The sequence below is a fragment of the Candidatus Scalindua japonica genome (assembly GCF_002443295.1).
Lineage (GTDB): Bacteria > Planctomycetota > Brocadiia > Brocadiales > Scalinduaceae > Scalindua > Scalindua japonica.
Genome location: NZ_BAOS01000010.1, coordinates 73,904 through 92,739, shown reverse-complemented (window position 1 = coordinate 92,739; position 18,836 = coordinate 73,904). Strand labels below are relative to the sequence as shown.

16 protein-coding genes are annotated in these 18,836 nt (G+C 39.5%); 8 read left to right on the top strand and 8 right to left on the bottom strand.

Annotation, left to right across the window (positions count from 1 at the left end; all coding sequences use genetic code 11):
- Nucleotides 1-75: 75 nt before the first annotated feature.
- The 3 genes from SCALIN_RS06390 to SCALIN_RS06380 all read right to left on the bottom strand — a co-directional run bounded on the left by SCALIN_RS06390 (nucleotide 76) and on the right by SCALIN_RS06380 (nucleotide 4,769).
- Complete coding sequence (locus tag SCALIN_RS06390) at nucleotides 76-1,500, bottom strand: sigma-54-dependent transcriptional regulator (RefSeq protein ID WP_096893574.1); 1,425 nt, start codon at nucleotides 1,498-1,500, stop codon at nucleotides 76-78.
- A gap of 122 nt (nucleotides 1,501-1,622) precedes the next feature.
- Entirely contained in the window at nucleotides 1,623-3,734 is a 2,112-nt protein-coding gene (locus SCALIN_RS06385; protein WP_096893573.1) for a sensor histidine kinase, read from the bottom strand.
- Nucleotides 3,735-3,746: 12 nt separating this feature from the next.
- Nucleotides 3,747-4,769, bottom strand: a complete 1,023-nt coding sequence (locus tag SCALIN_RS06380; protein ID WP_096893572.1) for a radical SAM/SPASM domain-containing protein — start codon at nucleotides 4,767-4,769, stop codon at nucleotides 3,747-3,749.
- Between the two features lie 184 nt (nucleotides 4,770-4,953).
- Here SCALIN_RS06380 and SCALIN_RS06375 point away from each other — a divergent pair, with 184 nt between their 5' ends.
- The 4 genes from SCALIN_RS06375 to SCALIN_RS06360 are packed head-to-tail and all read left to right on the top strand — an operon-like array spanning nucleotide 4,954 to nucleotide 9,293.
- Nucleotides 4,954-6,051 (top strand): class I SAM-dependent methyltransferase, encoded by a 1,098-nt coding sequence (locus SCALIN_RS06375; RefSeq protein ID WP_096893571.1) that lies wholly within the window; start codon nucleotides 4,954-4,956, stop codon nucleotides 6,049-6,051.
- A gap of 38 nt (nucleotides 6,052-6,089) precedes the next feature.
- On the top strand, nucleotides 6,090-7,664 hold the full coding sequence (locus tag SCALIN_RS06370) for a carbamoyltransferase family protein (RefSeq protein ID WP_096893570.1): 1,575 nt from the start codon (nucleotides 6,090-6,092) through the stop codon (nucleotides 7,662-7,664).
- A 55-nt stretch (nucleotides 7,665-7,719) separates the two neighbouring features.
- A complete protein-coding gene (locus SCALIN_RS06365) occupies nucleotides 7,720-8,016 on the top strand; it encodes a carbamoyltransferase N-terminal domain-containing protein (protein WP_096893569.1) in 297 nt (98 codons plus the stop codon).
- On the top strand, nucleotides 8,013-9,293 hold the full coding sequence (locus SCALIN_RS06360) for a carbamoyltransferase family protein (RefSeq protein ID WP_230406569.1): 1,281 nt from the start codon (nucleotides 8,013-8,015) through the stop codon (nucleotides 9,291-9,293). Before SCALIN_RS06365 ends, SCALIN_RS06360 begins: the two co-directional genes overlap by 4 nt.
- A gap of 195 nt (nucleotides 9,294-9,488) precedes the next feature.
- Here SCALIN_RS06360 and SCALIN_RS21995 read toward each other — a convergent pair whose 3' ends face one another.
- From SCALIN_RS21995 to SCALIN_RS06340, 5 genes are all read right to left on the bottom strand, one after another.
- Nucleotides 9,489-9,656, bottom strand: a complete 168-nt coding sequence (locus SCALIN_RS21995) for a hypothetical protein (RefSeq protein WP_162532182.1) — start codon at nucleotides 9,654-9,656, stop codon at nucleotides 9,489-9,491.
- A 187-nt stretch (nucleotides 9,657-9,843) separates the two neighbouring features.
- A complete protein-coding gene (locus tag SCALIN_RS06355; RefSeq protein ID WP_096893567.1) occupies nucleotides 9,844-10,992 on the bottom strand; it encodes a glycosyltransferase family 4 protein in 1,149 nt (382 codons plus the stop codon).
- Nucleotides 10,989-11,780, bottom strand: coding sequence for a glycosyltransferase family 2 protein (locus SCALIN_RS06350; protein ID WP_096893566.1), 792 nt, complete (start codon nucleotides 11,778-11,780; stop codon nucleotides 10,989-10,991). Before SCALIN_RS06350 ends, SCALIN_RS06355 begins: the two co-directional genes overlap by 4 nt.
- Nucleotides 11,781-12,887, bottom strand: coding sequence for a DegT/DnrJ/EryC1/StrS family aminotransferase (locus tag SCALIN_RS06345; protein WP_096893565.1), 1,107 nt, complete (start codon nucleotides 12,885-12,887; stop codon nucleotides 11,781-11,783).
- A 150-nt stretch (nucleotides 12,888-13,037) separates the two neighbouring features.
- The gene (locus tag SCALIN_RS06340) at nucleotides 13,038-14,021 is read right to left on the bottom strand and encodes an NAD-dependent epimerase/dehydratase family protein (protein ID WP_096893564.1); all 984 of its coding nucleotides are present in this window, start codon (nucleotides 14,019-14,021) and stop codon (nucleotides 13,038-13,040) included.
- A 336-nt stretch (nucleotides 14,022-14,357) separates the two neighbouring features.
- Here SCALIN_RS06340 and SCALIN_RS06335 point away from each other — a divergent pair, with 336 nt between their 5' ends.
- The 4 genes from SCALIN_RS06335 (at nucleotide 14,358) to waaF (ending at nucleotide 18,661) form a co-directional block, all read left to right on the top strand.
- On the top strand, nucleotides 14,358-15,218 hold the full coding sequence (locus SCALIN_RS06335) for a glycosyltransferase family 2 protein (protein WP_096893563.1): 861 nt from the start codon (nucleotides 14,358-14,360) through the stop codon (nucleotides 15,216-15,218).
- A 33-nt stretch (nucleotides 15,219-15,251) separates the two neighbouring features.
- Nucleotides 15,252-16,427 (top strand): glycosyltransferase family 4 protein, encoded by a 1,176-nt coding sequence (locus tag SCALIN_RS06330; RefSeq protein WP_096893562.1) that lies wholly within the window; start codon nucleotides 15,252-15,254, stop codon nucleotides 16,425-16,427.
- 148 nt (nucleotides 16,428-16,575) lie between these two features.
- Complete coding sequence (locus tag SCALIN_RS06325) at nucleotides 16,576-17,580, top strand: glycosyltransferase family 4 protein (protein ID WP_096893561.1); 1,005 nt, start codon at nucleotides 16,576-16,578, stop codon at nucleotides 17,578-17,580.
- Nucleotides 17,564-18,661 carry a lipopolysaccharide heptosyltransferase II gene (gene waaF, locus SCALIN_RS06320; RefSeq protein ID WP_096893560.1) on the top strand — a complete coding sequence of 366 codons (1,098 nt, stop codon included), beginning with the start codon at nucleotides 17,564-17,566 and terminating at the stop codon, nucleotides 18,659-18,661. The genes SCALIN_RS06325 and waaF overlap by 17 nt, the downstream gene beginning before the upstream one ends.
- Nucleotides 18,662-18,836 lie beyond the last annotated feature (175 nt).

Sequence of the window (18,836 nt, the reverse complement as noted above, 5' to 3'; positions counted from 1 at the left end):
TACGATCCTCTGGCTCCGCTCAGGATTACACTGTTCAGACTGTTTAGTGTGATTCTTCTGAGCGGAGTCAAAGGATTATTTCATATTTAGTTCTTTAATTTTGTGTTGCAGGCTTTGCCTGTGCATACCGAGCGCTTCGGCAGTTTTGCTTATATTTCCATCGTTTTCTGCTAATTTCCTGCTTACAAAGTCCCTTTCGAATGCCTCCACAACTATTTTTTTGGCATCTCTGAAAGGTAAATTATAATCTAGACTACTGTTGCTATTTGAATTCCTAATCTCTTCAGGGAAGTCACTGATTTCGAGAGTTTCAGCATTTGCCATTACAACTGCGCTCTCTATAACATTTTGCAGTTCTCTGACATTGCCAGGCCAGGAATACCTGGTAAAGTATTTTACAGCTTCATTTGATATAGATTTTACGTTTTTTTTGTGCTTCTCTGAAAAAAACTGTATAAACCTTTCAGCCAATATTATAATATCTTCTCTGCGATTTCTCAATGGTGGAAGTGAAATTTCAACCACCTTAAGTCTGTAGTACAGATCTTCTCTGAAATTATCTTTTTTTATCTCTTTAAACAGGTCTTTATGGGTTGCGCTGATCAGCCTTACATCAACGCGAAGAGTTTCCGTTCCTCCTAACCGTTCGAAGCTTTGCTCCTGAATGACCCGCAATACTTTTGCCTGTGTATTAGGGCTCATATCTCCAATTTCATCGAGAAATATTGTACCTTTATTCGCCAGTTCGAATTTGCCCAGACGTCTTTCCACCGCACCTGTAAATGCGCCTTTTTCATGTCCGAATAATTCACTCTCAATTAGTGTTTCCGGGAGTGCGGCACAATTCATAATAATCATCGGATTATTCTTACGAGAACTTTTTTTGTGGATTTCCTTGGCCACCAACTCTTTTCCGCTTCCGCTTTCACCCTGAATTAAAACCGTTACGTCAGACGGCCCAACTTTCTCTATCTTATTAAATACTTGATTCATTTCCCGGCTTTCTCCGACTATTTCACCCCTTGAGCCAAGCCTGTCAATTTCTGATCGCAACCTGGCGTTTTCTTCCTCAAGTGCGAGTTTTTCGAATGCATGTTTGGCTATTAACCTGAGTTCGTCTATTTCGTAAGGTTTTGATATGTAGTCGTAAGCTCCTTTCTTCATGGCATCAACAGCAACTCTTTCAGAACCGTAAGCAGTTACTATGACTATCATAGGAGGGGTTTCCATACTATTTATCTCTTCTAATACCTGGATCCCGTTAATCTTTGGCATATTAATGTCAAGGAAAACAAGAGAGGGGCTTTTAGTCTTTATTACAACAAAAGCATCAATACCATCACCGGCTTCCATCACTTCATAACCGTCTTTTTCCAATGCCAGCTTCATTCCAAACCTTGCAGCTTTTTCGTCATCTACTATTAGTATTAATTTTTTCAGAACCTGACTCCTTTCACTCTTCCAACAATGGAAGTACCTCAATTTTTTCAAACCTAACATGGTGCCTGTATATTGGCAGTTTCGGCCTCCGGCCTGATCTGCTATTCGGTCTACCTGTGCATAGCCCGTAAACAGGCACCATGTTAGATTTGCAACCGGGGTGATGCCCGTGCCTCTGCAATTTAACCTACCAGTACACCCTCTGACGATGGAATTTTAACCGTGAACTTTGTGGATGAATTTTCACTTTTTACCTTGATCATACCTCTGAGTTCTTCCAGTTTCTTTTTAACAATAGCCAATCCTAAACCGGTACCCATCTGTTTGGTTGTATAAAATGGTTCAAAAATCTTACCCATATCTTCATCAGAAATTTCAGGACCGGTATTTTCAAACACAGTAGTAATATAATCATCTTGTTGATCATAGCTCATTGATATTGTAAGCTTTCCACCTTCTGACATGGCTTGAATAGCATTATGAATAAGATTAAAGAATACTTCATTTAATGATCCCTCGTCTACAGTGATAATCGGCAGATCATTTTGAATATTCAAGTATATATTGACGTTGTTCATTTTTGCTTCATGTCTTAAGACAACTAACACCTTATTGATTACATCATTTATCTTGACAGTTGATTTACAATCCATTTGCGGTTTGGCAAATACCAGAAGTTGATTTACAACTTTTGTCAGACGATCTATCTCTTCTACAATTATCGAAAGACTTTTCTGCGTTTTAGATTCATTTATGGAATCTTCTTTTAAGACCTGGACTATTGCCTTTATCGAACTTAACGGGTTTTTTACCTCATGTGCGACACTTGTAGATAGCCTGCCCAGACTGGATAGTTTTTCGTTTTCATACATTTTCCTTTCCATCTGAAGCTTTTCTTGTAAAAGTTCGGCTTTGGCCATTGCTGAACTTATTTGATTCGCAATCAGCATCAACTGTTCTAGGTTCTCAGCGCGCAATCTCATTCCCCTGCGAGATTTACCAAGAGTCAATAAACCTGTCAGTTTTCTTTCCTCGAAAATCGGGAATATAAAGAACATTTCCAGCCGTTTCATTTCATTTATGATAGATGCATCTGTAACTTCGTGTCTGTCCAGCACGGCAATCTCACCTTTATCGAAATACTTCACTGTATTTATTATATCTTTTCTGGTAATAAATGTATTCTCTCCGTGAATGACGACTTGTGTTCTTCCTTCTTTGAACAGGATCAGGTTGACATTTTTAATTGCAGTTGCTTTTTTTATTGATTCTACAATGTTTTCCAACAGGAGAGATAAATCAATGAGCAGATCTGTGCTGATCTGGTGGCTCAGCTCATTTAAAAGATACTCTGTATCCGTAATCATCTTAAAGGAGAGTTTTCTCATCAACCCTTGAATATTCTCTTTCAATTTTGGAAACCAGTATACGAGCGTTATAATCAGCACCGCTTCTAATACCTTTCCGTTAATTGAATAATTGAACTCAAGGTATTTACTTAATTGCCTTATACCGAAATAGTAGAAACAGATAACCAGTACTGCCAGAAATGAATAAAACACACTTCGTCTGAGAACAAATTCCATATAATTGTAACGATAAACATAGTAAGAAAATATGATACTGGGAAAGATGGATGAAAGCATAGTAACCAGGATCATATAATCACCAATATATGGGATATCACTTCCTTTGAGAAGGACAGTACAGGTAACCAGAATTGTAATGAAGATGAGAATCCAGAAAATAGAGAAGTGAAATCTCTGCTCCTCCACTTCTTCAACTTTTGCAGAGAGGATACGGGAGGTAACTGCAGAAGTAAATATCGAGAACAGAAGCCATATGATAAAAGGTTTTACAAATGGTGAACCACTCACCAGGACATTAGATTCTTCAAAAAATACTATCCTTCCTGCCGTAAATGAGAGCGGAATGATGGGAAGATAGATTATGGTAACCATGGTTATCATAATTTTTTTCTGAATCTTCCAACCACTTTCCAGAAGGAATAATAAAGCAGTATGCAGGAGCAGGCTTGGCGTTACACCCATTCCCATGCATGCAACAGCATTTGAAGATTGATTGATAATTGGAATATCTTTCCCAAAGAGCATTAAGCTGAAAAGAGAGATGACATTACCATAATGCCACATAGCTACACTTATCACAAGGAACAAGAAGACAAGTTCACTCCCTTTCTTATTCTTCCTCTGAATAATCAGTATTGAAAGAATTGTGTGAAGGATTGAACCAAGAATGAAGCCTGCTAACGCTACAATTTCTATTATTGTCATGGCTTTATTATTTTAGATATACAGGTAATCGTTTGCCTTGCAAATATGACAAACTGTTTTAGTGTTGTTTTTACGGCCTAGTACCTCTTTCCTCGCCGATATATATTTTTTGCTGTTCCAAATGTTTTTAAAAGTATCTTCCTTTATATTACCAAAAGAGTGTGTTTCACTATACACAGAACAGCATGGTAAAACATTTCCGTCCCAGTTGATTACGGTCTCGGTCCATAAAAGACGGCAATCAAATCTCTTTTTTGGTTTCTTTTCTTCCATATTAAAAGTGTTATATTCCGGATTTTCAGGCAGCCACTTTGAATCACGCTCGATAGATTTATCGGCAGTTTCAAATATCTCCTTGCCCATATCTGTGCGTATCTTGTTTATTGACAGTTTTATTCCTATCCCTTTTGCTATGGCCTTAGCTGTTTCAATTTCATGTTCATTGTGGCTGAAGACGTGAAACAGCCATATTAGTTCTGTATAACTATTTCCTAATTGCTTCTTTTTCTTGAGTAAAAGTTTCATATTTGATATAACCTTGTTAAAATTACCGCCAATATGATAGGTTGAATAGGTGGTACTACTCGTACCATCACAGGAGATGTATATTTTTTGTAGATTTGCTTTGATTATTGCTTCGGCCTGAGCATCATCAATAGGAAGGCTCAGATTTGTACTTATTTTTATCGCTATTCTGTTTTTGCCAGCATATTCTACCATTTTTATAAGTTCTTTATTGAGAAGGGGTTCTCCCCAATTATACAGCCTGACCATGAGCAGGTTCTTTCCGATTTCGTCTATAATCCTTTTGAAATTGGAGAATGGGAGTAAGCCCTTCCGGGCGGAACTGTCTTTCTGGCCGCTTGGACACAGCGGGCAACGAAGGTTACAGATATTACCTGATTCTATCGTAATCTTAGCGGGATAATAATAAAGGTGTGTAGAGCCTATTGAAAACTGAACCTTACCCATAAACAGGTTATAGAGTTTTCTTATACTGTAGATGCGGAGATGTCTCCATAAATCGTTTAACATTTTATCTCAGAATATGTTATGGATTGATCAAAAGGCCTATAGCCACTAACGATGATTGGTGTACAATTATATGTATCCAAAATGATGTTTAGTAATTATAGTATAAATTACCTTAAATATCAAACGAATCGTTCAGAATGACACTGTAGTTTCTAAATGATATCAATTTTAGGATTGATTAAGAATGTATAATTCAAAATCTAAAGAGGGACAAAATCTGGAATATGTATCTTGCTGTCTATGCGGAGGAAATACATTCGACAATGTATTAATCAGTAATTATGTAAGTCCATCCAATCACCAAACTATTGATGACGGGAGCAGCAATAGTATTATGGAAACATTCAATTTGGTAAGGTGCAGGAATTGCGGACTTCAACAAGTTAATCCAAGGCCGTCAAAACAACATATTGGTCGCTATTATACAGAAGATTATTATGCGCATACATCATTGAAAGTTAAGAAACCAAAGAAAAAAAGTCTTTTTGCCGGTAAATGGATAGATTTTAAAGACGATGTAAGAAGACTTATCCGCGTAAAGTTTTATAACTACCCTTGTAGTCTGGAAGACAAAGATAGGAATATAAGCGTTTCTAAGAGAATTTTCTCATGGCTTTTTTATTTAACTTATCGCTCCAGGCTCGATATTATACCATTTACAGGAGAAGGAAAGATACTAGATCTTGGTTGTGGAAATGGAAGATTTCTTTCAACCATGAGAAAATTTGGCTGGCAAACATACGGTGTTGAAAAGAATCCAACGGCATCCAGGTATGCAAGAGATGAGCTTCACTTAGATGTTAAAACCGGAGAGCTATTACACTATCAGTTTGAGAGTAGCTCTTTTGACACAGTAACCATGTGGCATTCACTCGAACATCTTTATGATCCTTTGTGTACATTAAAGGAGATAGGGAGGGTTTTAAATAATAACGGGCAGCTTATAGTAGCAGTACCTAATATTGATAGTTTTGTCGCAAAGGTATTTAAGACATACTGGTATGGGTTGCAGCTTCCAATTCATCTCATTGCATTTACACCTGGTTCAATCACAAAGATGTTAAATCAAGCTGGTTTCGATGTTAAAAAGATTTATTTAGACAGGCGTGGTGCGACTTTAAGACTCAGTCTCCTTAATCTCAAAGATGGAAAATACAGAGTCCTTTCCAGATTATCACGTTTCAAAGGAGCAATAAAAGCACTTAATTTTATTCTGGCAATGTTCGGGTCTTGCGATATTATAGTAATTCACGCACGCAAGAAAGCAACCTGCGATGTTTGATTGCACAATTTGATAAAACAATATTACAGGAGTAATAAATGATAATTCTGGGAGTAACACACCCCATTTCATGGAACAACGGGGCATGCATCCTTGTAGATGGCAAACTAATCGCTATGGTTGAGGAGGAAAGATTAAATAGGTTTAAACATGCTATTGAGGTGCCAGCTGAGCGTGCCATAGAATTTTGCCTCAACAGGGCCGGGGTAACATTGGATGATGTCGATTATTTTGCCATAGGTTGGGAGTCTATGAAAGGGCATAAAAAAAAAGAGCAGCATATCTGGGACAATAAGCTGAAGCAGTTGCCATTTCGCCATGAGGATGACAGAATCAGGTTCGTAAGGCATCACATCGCCCATGCATTAAGCGCTTATTACGTTTCAGGATTTGAACATTCAAATATATTATCATTTGATGGTTCTGGAGGTGATGAATCAGGTCTCCTGATGGTTGGAGAAAAGAGTGATTGCAGGATCGTGAAGACCATACCAAATAAAAGTAGCTGGGGGCATCTTTACGGCCTGATGACGAAAGCGTTGGGATTTCGATACCATAGCGAAGAAGGAAAGGTTATGGGACTTGCAGCTTATGGACAGCCAATTGAGAACGAATTTAAGTTTATTGACTGGGACAATGAAATTCCAATTATGGACAAAAAAGGTCTTAAGAAATATTTCTCCGGTCTGGTGCAAAGGAAAAAGGGTGAGGAGCTGAACCAGCATCACAAAGACCTGGCAGCAACCGTACAGCATGCACTTGAGAGGGCGGCCATACAGATGAGTTCATATCTGCATAACATAACCGGTTCTAAGAACCTGTGCATGGCAGGTGGATGCGCCTTAAACTGTTCAATGAATGGCGTACTCTTGAGATCAGACCATGTTGACAATATATTTATCCAGCCTGCAGCCCACGATGCAAGTACTGCATTAGGGGCTGCTTTAAGTGTATACAAAGATGTTGTGGGGCATAGACCTGACATTGTCCTTAAACACCCTTATTATGGCCCGGATTATACCAATGAGGAAGTTGAATTAGAATTAAAGAAATATAAACTGAAAAACTTCAAGCGTTGTAATGATATTGCCAGAGAGACTGCAGCGTTGATTGCGGACAATAAAACAGTTGGCTGGTTTCAGGGCAGAATGGAATTCGGCCCCAGGGCACTTGGAGGCAGAAGCATACTCGGTAATCCGAAGAATAAGGATATGAAAGATATTGTAAATAAAAGTATAAAGGGAAGAGAACCATGGAGACCATTCGCTCCATCATTCCTTGCAGAAGATTATGTTGATTACGTAAAACAACCTTACAATTCTCCGTTCATGATAATTGCCTTTCAGGCTATTGAGGAAAAAGTTTCTGAAATAGCTTCCGCCGCACATGTTGACAATACGGTAAGGGTGCAGTCGGTCAGAAAAGAGGTTGCCCCCCGGTATTGGGAACTAATCAACGAATTCAAAAAGATAACTGAAGTGCCGGCACTTCTTAATACCAGTTTCAACGTAGCTGGTCAACCAATTGTCTGCACACCCCGCGATGCGATAATGACATTCTTCGGATGCGGCCTTGATTATCTTGCGATTGAAGATTATCTGGTGTGGAAGTAAATTTGAATAGAAAGATACTATATACATAAGTGAAGGTTAAAGATGGGAGTAATAAATGATAATTCTGGGAGTAACACACCCTATTTCGTGGAACAACGGGGCATGCATACTTGTTGATGGCAAACTGACAGCAATGGTGGAGGAAGAGCGGTTTAACAGGTTTAAACATTCACCGAGGGCATCCGCTGATATGTCTATTGAGTTTTGCCTCAAAAGGGCGGGGGTAACATTGGACGAAGTTGATTATATTGCCATCGGATGGGAATCTGCGGAACGGCAGAAAAAGAAAAAAAATATCCATGGGAGTTTCTGCTCAGGCAGTTACCTTTCAGGTATATGGATGAGAAGATGAAATTCGTGAACCATCACGTTGCTCACGCGTTAAGCTCTTATTATGTTTCTGGGTTTGATCGTTCAAATATTGTTTCACTGGATGGTTATGGAGGTAGCGATTCCGGCATCCTTGCGATTGCAGAGGGTGACGATCTCAGGGTAGTCAAGTCAATACCCAACAGAAACAGTTGGGGACACCTGTATGGTGAGATCACAAGTAAGCTGGGCTTTAAATCCCATAGCGATGAAGGAAAAGTTATGGGCCTCGCGGCCTACGGACAACATGATGAGAATGAATTTAATTTTATTGAATGGGGCGGGGATATACCTGTAATCGATAAGAAAGGTTTTAAGAAATACCTTTCGGGTGTTACGCCAAGGAAACCGGGAGAAGAGTTAAATCAGCATCACAAAGACCTTGCTGCAACAGTTCAACACACACTGGAGAGAGCTGCTCTACAGATGAGCTCTTATCTTCGTAATATATCCGGGTCAGAAAACCTCTGCGTCTCAGGTGGGTGTGCTTTAAACTGTTCAATGAATGGAGTACTCTTGAGATCAGACCACGTTGAAAACATTTTCATCCAGCCTGCCGCCCACGATATTGGTACGGCATTAGGCGCTGCCGTAAGTGTCTACAAAGATGTTGTCGGACACAGACCTGATATCGTTTTAGAACATCCTTACTACGGACCGGACTACACCAATGAGCAGGTAGAGTTTGAGTTAAAGAAGTACAAACTGAGTAATTTCAAAAAGTGTAATGATATTGCCAGAGAGACTGCAACACTCATTGCAGACAACAAAACAGTCGGCTGGTTTCAAGGCAGGATGGAATTCGGCCCCAGGGCGCTTGGAGGCAGAAGCATACTTGGTAATCCGAAAAACAGAGATATGAAGGACATTGTCAACAAGAGTATAAAGGGAAGAGAGCCATGGAGGCCCTTCGCGCCGTCATTCCTTGCAGAGGATTATTGCGATTACGTAAAACAACCTTACAATTCCCCATTCATGATAATTGCCTTTCAGGCTATTGAGGAAAAAGTCTCTGAAATAGCTTCCGCCGCGCATATAGACAATACGGTAAGAGTGCAGTCTGTCAGAAAAGAGGTTGCCCCCCGGTATTGGGAATTAATCAACGAATTCAAAAAGATAACAGGAGTCCCCGCACTTCTCAATACCAGTTTCAACGTAGCCGGTCAACCCATAGTCTGTACACCCCGTGACGCAATAATGACCTTCTTTGGATGTGGTCTTGATTACCTTGCTATAGAAGACTATCTGGTTTGGAAGTGATAATTTTGCCTGAATTGAGAGATTTTGTATTATAGTAGCCGTCCGCCTGGTTGGACGTTTCTGATCACATAATATTAGCAGGATGGGTTAAACGCAGTGAACCCCTCATTGTTGTTTTTATTTCTGGTTTTCATAATATAATCTACCAACAACAACACTCGGAAATTCAAGGGTTAATTTTTTCGTCGATTCTAACTAATTGGCAAAGGAGTACATTGTTGCACAGGTTTTTATTTCTCTTTTTTCACTTCCTTCAGATTTCTGCATACAGCTTCTATTAATCAGTATTATCCCTGCCATAACAAGTCCCATTATTGCAATCTTAATGAGTATTTTCAGTAACTTTATAAATCTTGTTCCCATTTTGCTTCCCTCTAATTAATTTCTATTTACCGCGAAGACGTAAAGGTTGCAAAGAAAAAACTCAAAGAAATATGAAGAAACTGAAAAAGAGATAATTTCTTACAACAAAATGCAAAAGTTATTGGTTGTGTTTCCTACATACTTCCAATAAAACAACTCTGCATCCTTTGCGTCTAATCAGTAAAAACTATTTTAATAAAAGCTCTTTATACACATTTTCTACTTTTTCTGCCATAGATTCTTGAGAAAAAATATCTTGTGTTTTTTTCAATGATGCGGCAGCCATCTTTTTTCTAAGTTCGATATCAGTAGCTAACCTTACGGTAGCCTCTGCAAGATTTTCCGGTGTATCGTCAATGACAAATCCAGTGCTATTGTTATCTACAATGGAAGAGAGCATCCCCCGGTCTGCAGCAATAACGGGTTTTCCCATTGCCATAACTTCCCTGACCGCACGGCTGGAGCCGTCTGTTCCGGGCATCAGGAATATATTGTAATCCATACACGAGACAGCTTCTACATAATCACTTGTCCGATAACCTGGATGGACTACGACATCTTCCAGTCCCATCTCTTTGGCCGGTTCCGTCAAAAGTTGTTTCTCTTTCGTCCCTCTGCCTATCACGAGTAGCTTTAACTTAGGCACTTTTTTAGACGCGATCTTTATGGCTTTCAGAAGTATGTGAAACCTTCGGTGGGTCTGTATTCTGGCTATAATTCCGACTACAATATCATCATCTTTCATTCCAAACTTCTTCCTGTAGGTGAGCGGTCCGCTTCCCGGGTTGAATCGCTGACAATCGATAGAGGCATTAATCATAATGGTCTTATCCGCACTTAATCCAAAGCTGTTCATGTCCGCCACTCTCGCATCCTCAGAAACATCTATTAATTTATCTGTGAGTCTGGTGAGACAATATTTGTTCCTCAGATTTTTTTTCAATACGACTCCGTCATGATTTGTACGTACGATGGGCAAGCGTCTTCCGGTGCGTCTGGCGGCTATTCCGCCAACCAGATGGTCCTGATTTCGATGAACATGGACGATATCAAACGCTTCATCGTTCATAAAAACCGAAAGATTCTTAATGTCAGAGATGTACTTGAAAAGGTTGAAATGTTTGCTCAGGTGAAATCTGGTAACCGGTACCAGGCCACGTTCGTACGCATACTTTTCAACGGATTCTGAGTCCGGTGGAAACGGGTAATCGTCCATAGCCTTACCACAGGCAAGAGTAACATCGTGTCCTCGCTTCTTTAATTCTACACAAAGATTGAGTGCCGGCTCTGCCGGTCCGGTCCATTTCCAATCACTAAAGAGATGAAGTATTTTCATTTGTATGCGTTTTTGTCTGTGCCGATCTGCGGTTTATTTTTAATTCGTAATTCCCATAGTTTTGCGTATTTCATGAAGACGTAAAATGACGTTGTTATAGCTGCTATCAGTCCCGGTACTCCATCCTGAAATCCACGCTTGAAAATATATCCTTTAATAAATCTGAAAAGAGGCCTGAATAGAAGTTGAAAAAGGAGGAATTTCACCCCTTTTTTCTCCATTTCTACAGCGCTCATATCTGTATATTTATCGATGGTATCTAGTTGATGGGAAAGATTTCTATAGGTATAGTGATAACAATCATTCTTTAAATATTTTGCCTTGCCGTTTAGCTCAAGAGTAGCATGCGGTTCTTTGACCCATGTGCCCTTGCCTTTCTTATAGAGAAGGAGGTCATAAGCGGGATACCACTCTCCATGGTTAATCCAGCTTCCAAGGTATCGTGTTCTGCGCGGGAAGTAAAAACCATCCCAGTCGTTTGAATTATTGTTTAAAAGAGACTGGATTTCCAGATATAGTTCAGGAGAGATTATCTCATCAGCATCTGTAAAGAGGATCCATTCATAATTAGCAAGGCTTACAATATAGTTAGACTGGTCCTTGAATCCTGGCCACTCTCTCTGATATACCCTGTCAGTGTATTTTCGGCATATTTCAACCGTATTGTCAGTACTGAAGGAGTCTACTACGATGATCTCGTCAGCCCACTTAACGTTTTCCATACACTCCTTAATTACGTCATTATTATTAAATGTCATTACACATGCCGAAACACTGGCTCTGGTCATTTATGTTGCTCCCTGAAACTCTGTAATTAAACCGGCAACTGTTTCGATCTCTTCTGTTGTCAGTTCCGGGTAAATAGGTAAAGATAATATCTCTCCCGCATTCCTTTCGCTCATAGGAAAGTCTCCCTCCTGATATCCGAGTTTCTTATACGCTTCCTGCATATGAATCGGGATCGGATAGTGTATCTGTGTGCCGACTCCACGCTCCTGGAGATATTCCCTGAGAGCATCTCTTCTATTTGTCCTTATAACAAATAGATGGTATACGTGCTTTGCCCATTGCCTTTCACAGGGAAGCTGTACATTTGAATTAAAGAGTAATTGCTGATAGAGCATTGCTATTTCCCTGCGTCTGTTCGTCCATGTCTGTAAATGTTTTAATTTGACTCTAAGGACGGCTGCCTGTAATTCATCTAGCCGGGAATTGAATCCCTCAATTTGTGATGTGAATTTTTTTACTTCACCGTAATTTCTGAGCATTATGAGTCTGTTATAGAACTCTTCATCATTTGTAACGATCATCCCTCCATCACCGTAAGCGCCAAGGTTCTTTGTGGGATAGAAACTGAAGCAACCCATATCGCCGTAGGTGCCGACATTTCTGCTGTTATATTGTGCGCAGTGGGCCTGACATGCATCTTCAATTATTCTTAAGTTGTACGCTTCCGCCAATTTCTTTATCTGCTCCATCTCAGATGAGTGTCCATACATATGTACAGGTAGAATCGCCTTCGTTTTATTTGTAATTTTCTTCTCTATCTTTTTTGTGTCTATTGTATAGGTATCCGGAGTAACGTCAATAAGTACTGGTCTGGCTCCCGCAAATGAGATGGCGGATATAGTAGGGACTGCAGTATTTGGAACGGTGATCACTTCGTCTCCGGGTCCAATATCACAAGCCTTCAGGGAAAGATGCAGCGCTTCCGTACCGGAACCCACTCCAATGGCAAATTCGGCACCAAGATAGTTTGCAAATTCTACTTCAAACATTCTGACGTTTTCTCCCAGTACAAAAGTTCCGCTGTCGAAAACATTGGTAAAGGCGTTGTCCAGTTCCGTCTTCAAATATTTATATTGTCTTTTTAGGTCAAAAACCGGGATATTCATATTATTTACTTTTATTTAATAAAACAAATTCATTACAGTGTATGAGAGACGAAAGCGTGAAGGATGATAGAAGAGAGACGAAGGATGAAATGTGAAATAATCATCCATCATCATAGCCACGAAGGGGTGGTCGTCCTTCATCCATCATTCTTACCAATAATGCTCTTTGTATTTCTCATAGTAATCAAATGAAGATTGCAGTCCTTCTTCTAATGAGATCTTCGGCTCCCACCCAACGGTATTCTTAATCTTTTCAAAATTTGCAACATAATCACCTATTTCTATTCTTTTAAGATCATCATCAAATGGAATCAATTCATAATCGCCTTTATTGTAAACACCTATCATTGTTTCTACCAGTTCTATCAGGTTTTTTGGTATTCCACCAAGGTTGTATACTTCACCGTTGGTTTTTTCACAACAAGATACCAGTAACAGGGCATCCACAACATCATCAACATAATTTATGTCTCTAATCTGTTTACCATCACCGTATAACTTAATTGTCTGGCCTTCTATGAGTTGTCTGATAAACCAGTTAATTATTCCCTGCTTGTGATGCCTCATCTGATGTCTCGGTCCGTAAGTATTTGTCAGCCTTAGAGAAACAGCTCTTATTCCATAAATATTGTTATATAAAATATGATATGATTCTCCCGCAATATTATTGATTCCGTTAACATCAGTAGGATGCATCAGGTGTTTTTCGTCTACAGGCAGTCGATCTGCTTTGCCGTATTGTCCTCTCGTACCCGCAAAAATAATTTTAACGTCTCTATTGTTTTTACGACAGGATTCCAGGATTGATAATTGGCTCCTGCAATTGATATCCAAGTCAGTGAAAGGGTCCTTCATGCTGTCTATATGGCTTAAAGTACCGGCAAGGTTGAATATGATATCCATTCCTTTTACCAGATAGTCCATACTGTGCTTGTCTCTTACATCAGCAATATTTACCTTTAAATTGTTCTCAATACCATTAATGTTAAAGTTGTTCCCTCCGTAATCCGGTATCAGAGAATCGACAATACAAATGTCCGCATCCATCTTTGCAAGCCGTTGGGCCAGTGTGCTCCCAATAAAACCCAGGCCACCTGTTATTAGTATCTTTTTGTTCTTAAAGTTGCTTTCCATCGTAAGTAATCAATTTATCTTAGATAAATGACTTGAAATTATTAAAATCTGAATCATAATGATAAAAATCATTTTTTTCAATCATTTTACTTGGAAATATTTCTGTTAGTGCTTATTTTACTAATGTTGAACGCTCTCTAGAGCAAAAGAGAGTCACAATGTTTTTTTCAGGTAATTAATAAAAGTTGCAGGTTATAATTAATATATGGAAAAAGATATCTTTCTCTCATTCGATGCGAATCCAGTGCTGGAATCCTCTCGAAAAATCCTTTGCGTTTTTTGTATGGGAAAGAGAGGGGATTCGTCATACTGGGAATCCGGACTTAGAAAAGTTAAATGCCAACAGTAAGTGTTATAATACATACTTATAATAACGAAAAATTTATTGCAGAGACTATAGAGTCTGTCTTGGGCCAGACATACAAGCACTTTGAGATTATAGTTGTTGATGATGGCTCTGTGGATAGCACACGTAATGAACTTGAGCCATATATGGAGAAAATAAAATATCACTACAAGGAGAATGGCGGTATAGCAAATGCCAAGAACGCGGGTATACGTTTATCTGAAGCTGAATTTATTGCGTTTCTTGACCATGATGATTTGTGGGATCCTGATAAACTGAAGTTACAGATGGAATGTTTTAACGAAAACCCTCAGGTAGGACTGGTTTATGCGAAATATACCAGTTTCAGGGATGGCAAAGAACTGAGGACAAAACCTGAAAAAGGATTCAGCGGTTGGATATTTAAAGAACTTCTTTCCAAAAGCTTTATTCAGACTTCAACCGTGGTCGTAAAAAGAGAATGTCTGAATGATGTCGGACCGTATGATGAGTCATTCTCACTTGGAGACGAGTATGACATGTTCTTACGGATAGCAAAAAAATTCCAATGCGGATTTGTTGATCAAGGGCTTACAAGGTACAGGGTACACGATACTAATGCGTCAAAAGATGATTTCCTTTTTGATAATGAAAATCTTGGCGTCTACAAAAAGGTTTATAATAATTTTACGGACCTTGACGGGGTAGAGAAAAAGATACTAAGGAAAAGGATTGCCAGGTACAGTTTAAAGGTCGCGGAAGGCCTCCATAGTCAAGGAAGATTGGAAGAGTCAAAGAGATATCAAAAAGAAGCGCGTAATTATTTACCGTTTTACAGACGTTTTACCAGCAGCAAGATTTTCAAAACGTAAACACGCCATAACAGTTTACCCTATGTAAAGCCAATGAAAATTGCCTTAAATATCTATAAGTATTTGCCAACAAAAGGAGGTGGAGAAGGATATCTTGCCAATTTTGCAAACCAGCTTGTAGAGAGGGGTCATGAAGTACATGTTTTTGCCAGTAAATGGGAAAGCAATAATAAGAAGATACACTATCACACAATCCCATCAATAAGGTATCCTAAATTCCTTAAAGATGTTTCATTTGTTGTAAACGGTCGGAGGGAGATGGCTAAATATGATTTTGATATTGTACACGTTGTAGGCAGAGCGCTGGGAATGAATGTTTTCAATCCACACTGTGGCGTTGAAAAAGCATGGCTGAAACAGGATTTGTTGTCAGTAAGATGTCCTTATTTAAGACTGCTGAAACGTATAATAACATTTTTCAGCTTCAGACAAAATTATATTTTGTGGCTGGATAGAAAACAGTATACGGGTAAAGGTGTCTCCAGGATCATCGCAATATCAGATATGATAAAGAATGATATTATCAGGTATCATGATATAGATCCTCACAAAATAGATGTAGTCTATAATGGTGTAGACCTCCGGAGGTTCAATCCGGACAATAAAAAGGAATACCGAGCTGTTATAAGATCAAAACTTTCTCTTGGTGAAGAATTTATTATTTTGTATATCAGTAATAACTTCAGGCTGAAGGGGCTCTCGACGTTGATAATGTCACTGGGAGAGCTTAAAAAATCCGGAAAGGACTTTAAAGCCTTAATAATAGGAAGAGGTAATGATACTCCATACCGTAAACTGGCAAAAAAACTGGATTGTCAGGAGAACCTGATGTTCTTAGGGCATGTAGGTGGGATAGAGAAATATTACGCGGCGTCAGATCTTTATGTACATCCTACATTTTTTGATTCATGTTCTCTGGTGGTAACTGAGTCCCTTGCAAGCGGACTGCCGGTGATTACGACAAAATATGATGGCGCAAGCGGTGTAATGGAAGATGGCAGGGAAGGCTTTGTTATGAAGAGACCGGAGGACCACAGGGAACTGGCTGAGAAGATAAGCCTGTTTTTTGATGATGAATTTCGACAAAAGGCTTCCATTTCTGCGCGGGAAAAAGCTGAAAAGTATCCTGCAGAGAAAAACTGTGATGAAATTATCAAAATATTTAACGAAGTAGCTTCTCGAAATAAATTGGAAAACCAAACATTTTAGGGGTAATTTTTGATTTTATTGCGAAGCTTGCCCGAACAGTCTATCCGGGAGGGTGATTTCATACTGGTGGGTAACAAGAGAAGGAAATGTTGTTCTCTCATTATAACCCTCTCCACAGGGGGAGAGGGACGGGTGAGGGGGTAAGTTTATGAAGATACTGTTCTTAGTTCAAGGTCTTGATGTGGCGGCAAGCAGGTACAGGGTGCTCCAATATATGACATATCTCAGGGATAATGGAGTAGAGGCAACTGTGCAGCGTTTTCCGAAAGGATTCTTTGCCAAACTGAAAGTATTCAAGAGTGTAGACCAATACGATATTCTGTTTATACAGCGAAAGAGATTTTCCGTTTTCTGGCTTAAGCTTATCAGGAAAAACGCGAGAAAAATTGTTTACGATTTTGATGATTCTGTAATGCACCGAAATTCTAAGTATATCAATCATACATCAAAAACGCGTGTCAAAATGTTCAAGAATATGGTTAACGCTTCAGATCACGTTATAGCAGGAAATGGATTTTTACAGGAGAATACAACTTCCTATACACGCAATGTTACCATTATACCGTCTCCCATAGACATCTCTTTTTATCCGCAAAAGAGATATCCTGAGAAAAATGATGACGTTACTCTGGGTTGGATTGGCGCCCACGGAAGCATCCATTATCTGAAGAAGATGAAACCTATATTTGGAACTCTCGGCAAAAGGAATGAGAAATTAAGATTGAAGATTGTCTGTGATACGTTTTTCGATTGTGAGAATATCGTTGTGGAGAAAAAACAATGGACAGAGAAAGATGAGGTCGCAGACATTCAAAGTTTTGATATTGGTCTGATGCCGCTCATGGACGATCCATGGTCACATGGTAAATGTGGGCTGAAAATATTACAGTGCCTTGCTGTGGGTGTTCCGGTAGTCTGCAGTCCTGCAGGGATCAACAGGGAAATCGTTGAGGACGGAGTGCACGGTTTCTGGGCAAACACAAAGGATGAGTGGATAGAAAAACTTGAAATCCTTATAAATGACAATGAGCTTCGAGAGAAAATGGGAATGGCAGGAAGAGAGAGAGTTATTGAGCATTATTCACTCAAGGCAAACGCACCGAGGATGCTGAAGATATTTCAGGAATTAATTCAAAATGGAACAGATAATTAAGGCAAAGAAGATACTGGTAAGGGCTCCAAATTGGGTTGGTGACGTTGTGATGGCAACTCCCGCCTTCAGGTGTATCCGGGAAAATTTTGCTGATTCGCAAATAACGTTACTGATCAAAAAAAATTTACGGGGCATAATTGACGGCTCTTCCTGGTTTGATGAAGTTATTGAACTGGAACCCAAGGCGGGAAAGAGTAAAAGCGGCAATGCGAAAGCATATCTGGGATTGATCAAAAAAATCAGGACGGAACAATTCGATTTGGGTTTTTTATTTCCTAATTCATTCAGTTCAGCTCTGATGGTTTGGTTAGGGGGGGTAAAGAGGCGCGTTGGTTATAAAAGAGACTCTCGTTCCTTCCTGTTGACTGACGGTATAGAGAGACTGAGTGAGAATGGAAAATTTCTGCCAACATATATGGGTGATTACTATTTAAAGCTGTGTTCTCAACTTGGATGCAAGGTGGAGTCCGGAAAACCGGAACTGCTTATTTCCGGAGAATGTGAAACGAAAGCAGGAGAGTTATTAAAAGAATACAAAATTGATAAGAAGCCGTTCATCCTGATGAACCCTGGAGCATCTTACGGCTCCTCAAAACTCTGGACGGCTGAGGGATTTGCAAGGACAGCAGATTTGTTAAAGGAAGTTGTTGACTGCAATATCGTCCTGACTTGCGGTCCGGGTGAAACCGGACTTGCTGATGAGATTGAAAAATATTCCAGGAAGGGTCTGATCAACCTTTCGCGTGCATCAATCTCTCTTGATCTGTTTAAGGTAATCGTTAAACGATGCATGCTCTTGATAGCGCTGGACTCGGGGCCAAGGCATTACGCGGTAGCCTTGAACCGGCCTGTTGTCGTACTGATGGGCCCTAATAATCCCATGTATACTGATTCAGAATATGAGACAGGTAAGGTGATAAGAGAAGATATCGATTGTTCACCATGTCAGCTCAAGACGTGTCCCACGGATCGCCGCTGTATGACCATGATAACACCGGAGAAAGTGGTGCAGACATGTATCGATATTTTAGGGTATCAGAGAAATGAACAAAACAAAACAACTACAAAACCGCTTCATTAACATTTTTTAATCTCTCATTCATCTTGTCTTAATGTTTGTTTTGTAATGTATAAATAGTATGATGGTTTTGGATATTGATAATACTTCGACTTTGCTCACCTGTTAGGTGGAGTGGGACGTCATCCTGAATGCCCTCCCGTGCCGGATCGGACGAGGAGTCGAAGGATAATCTTTT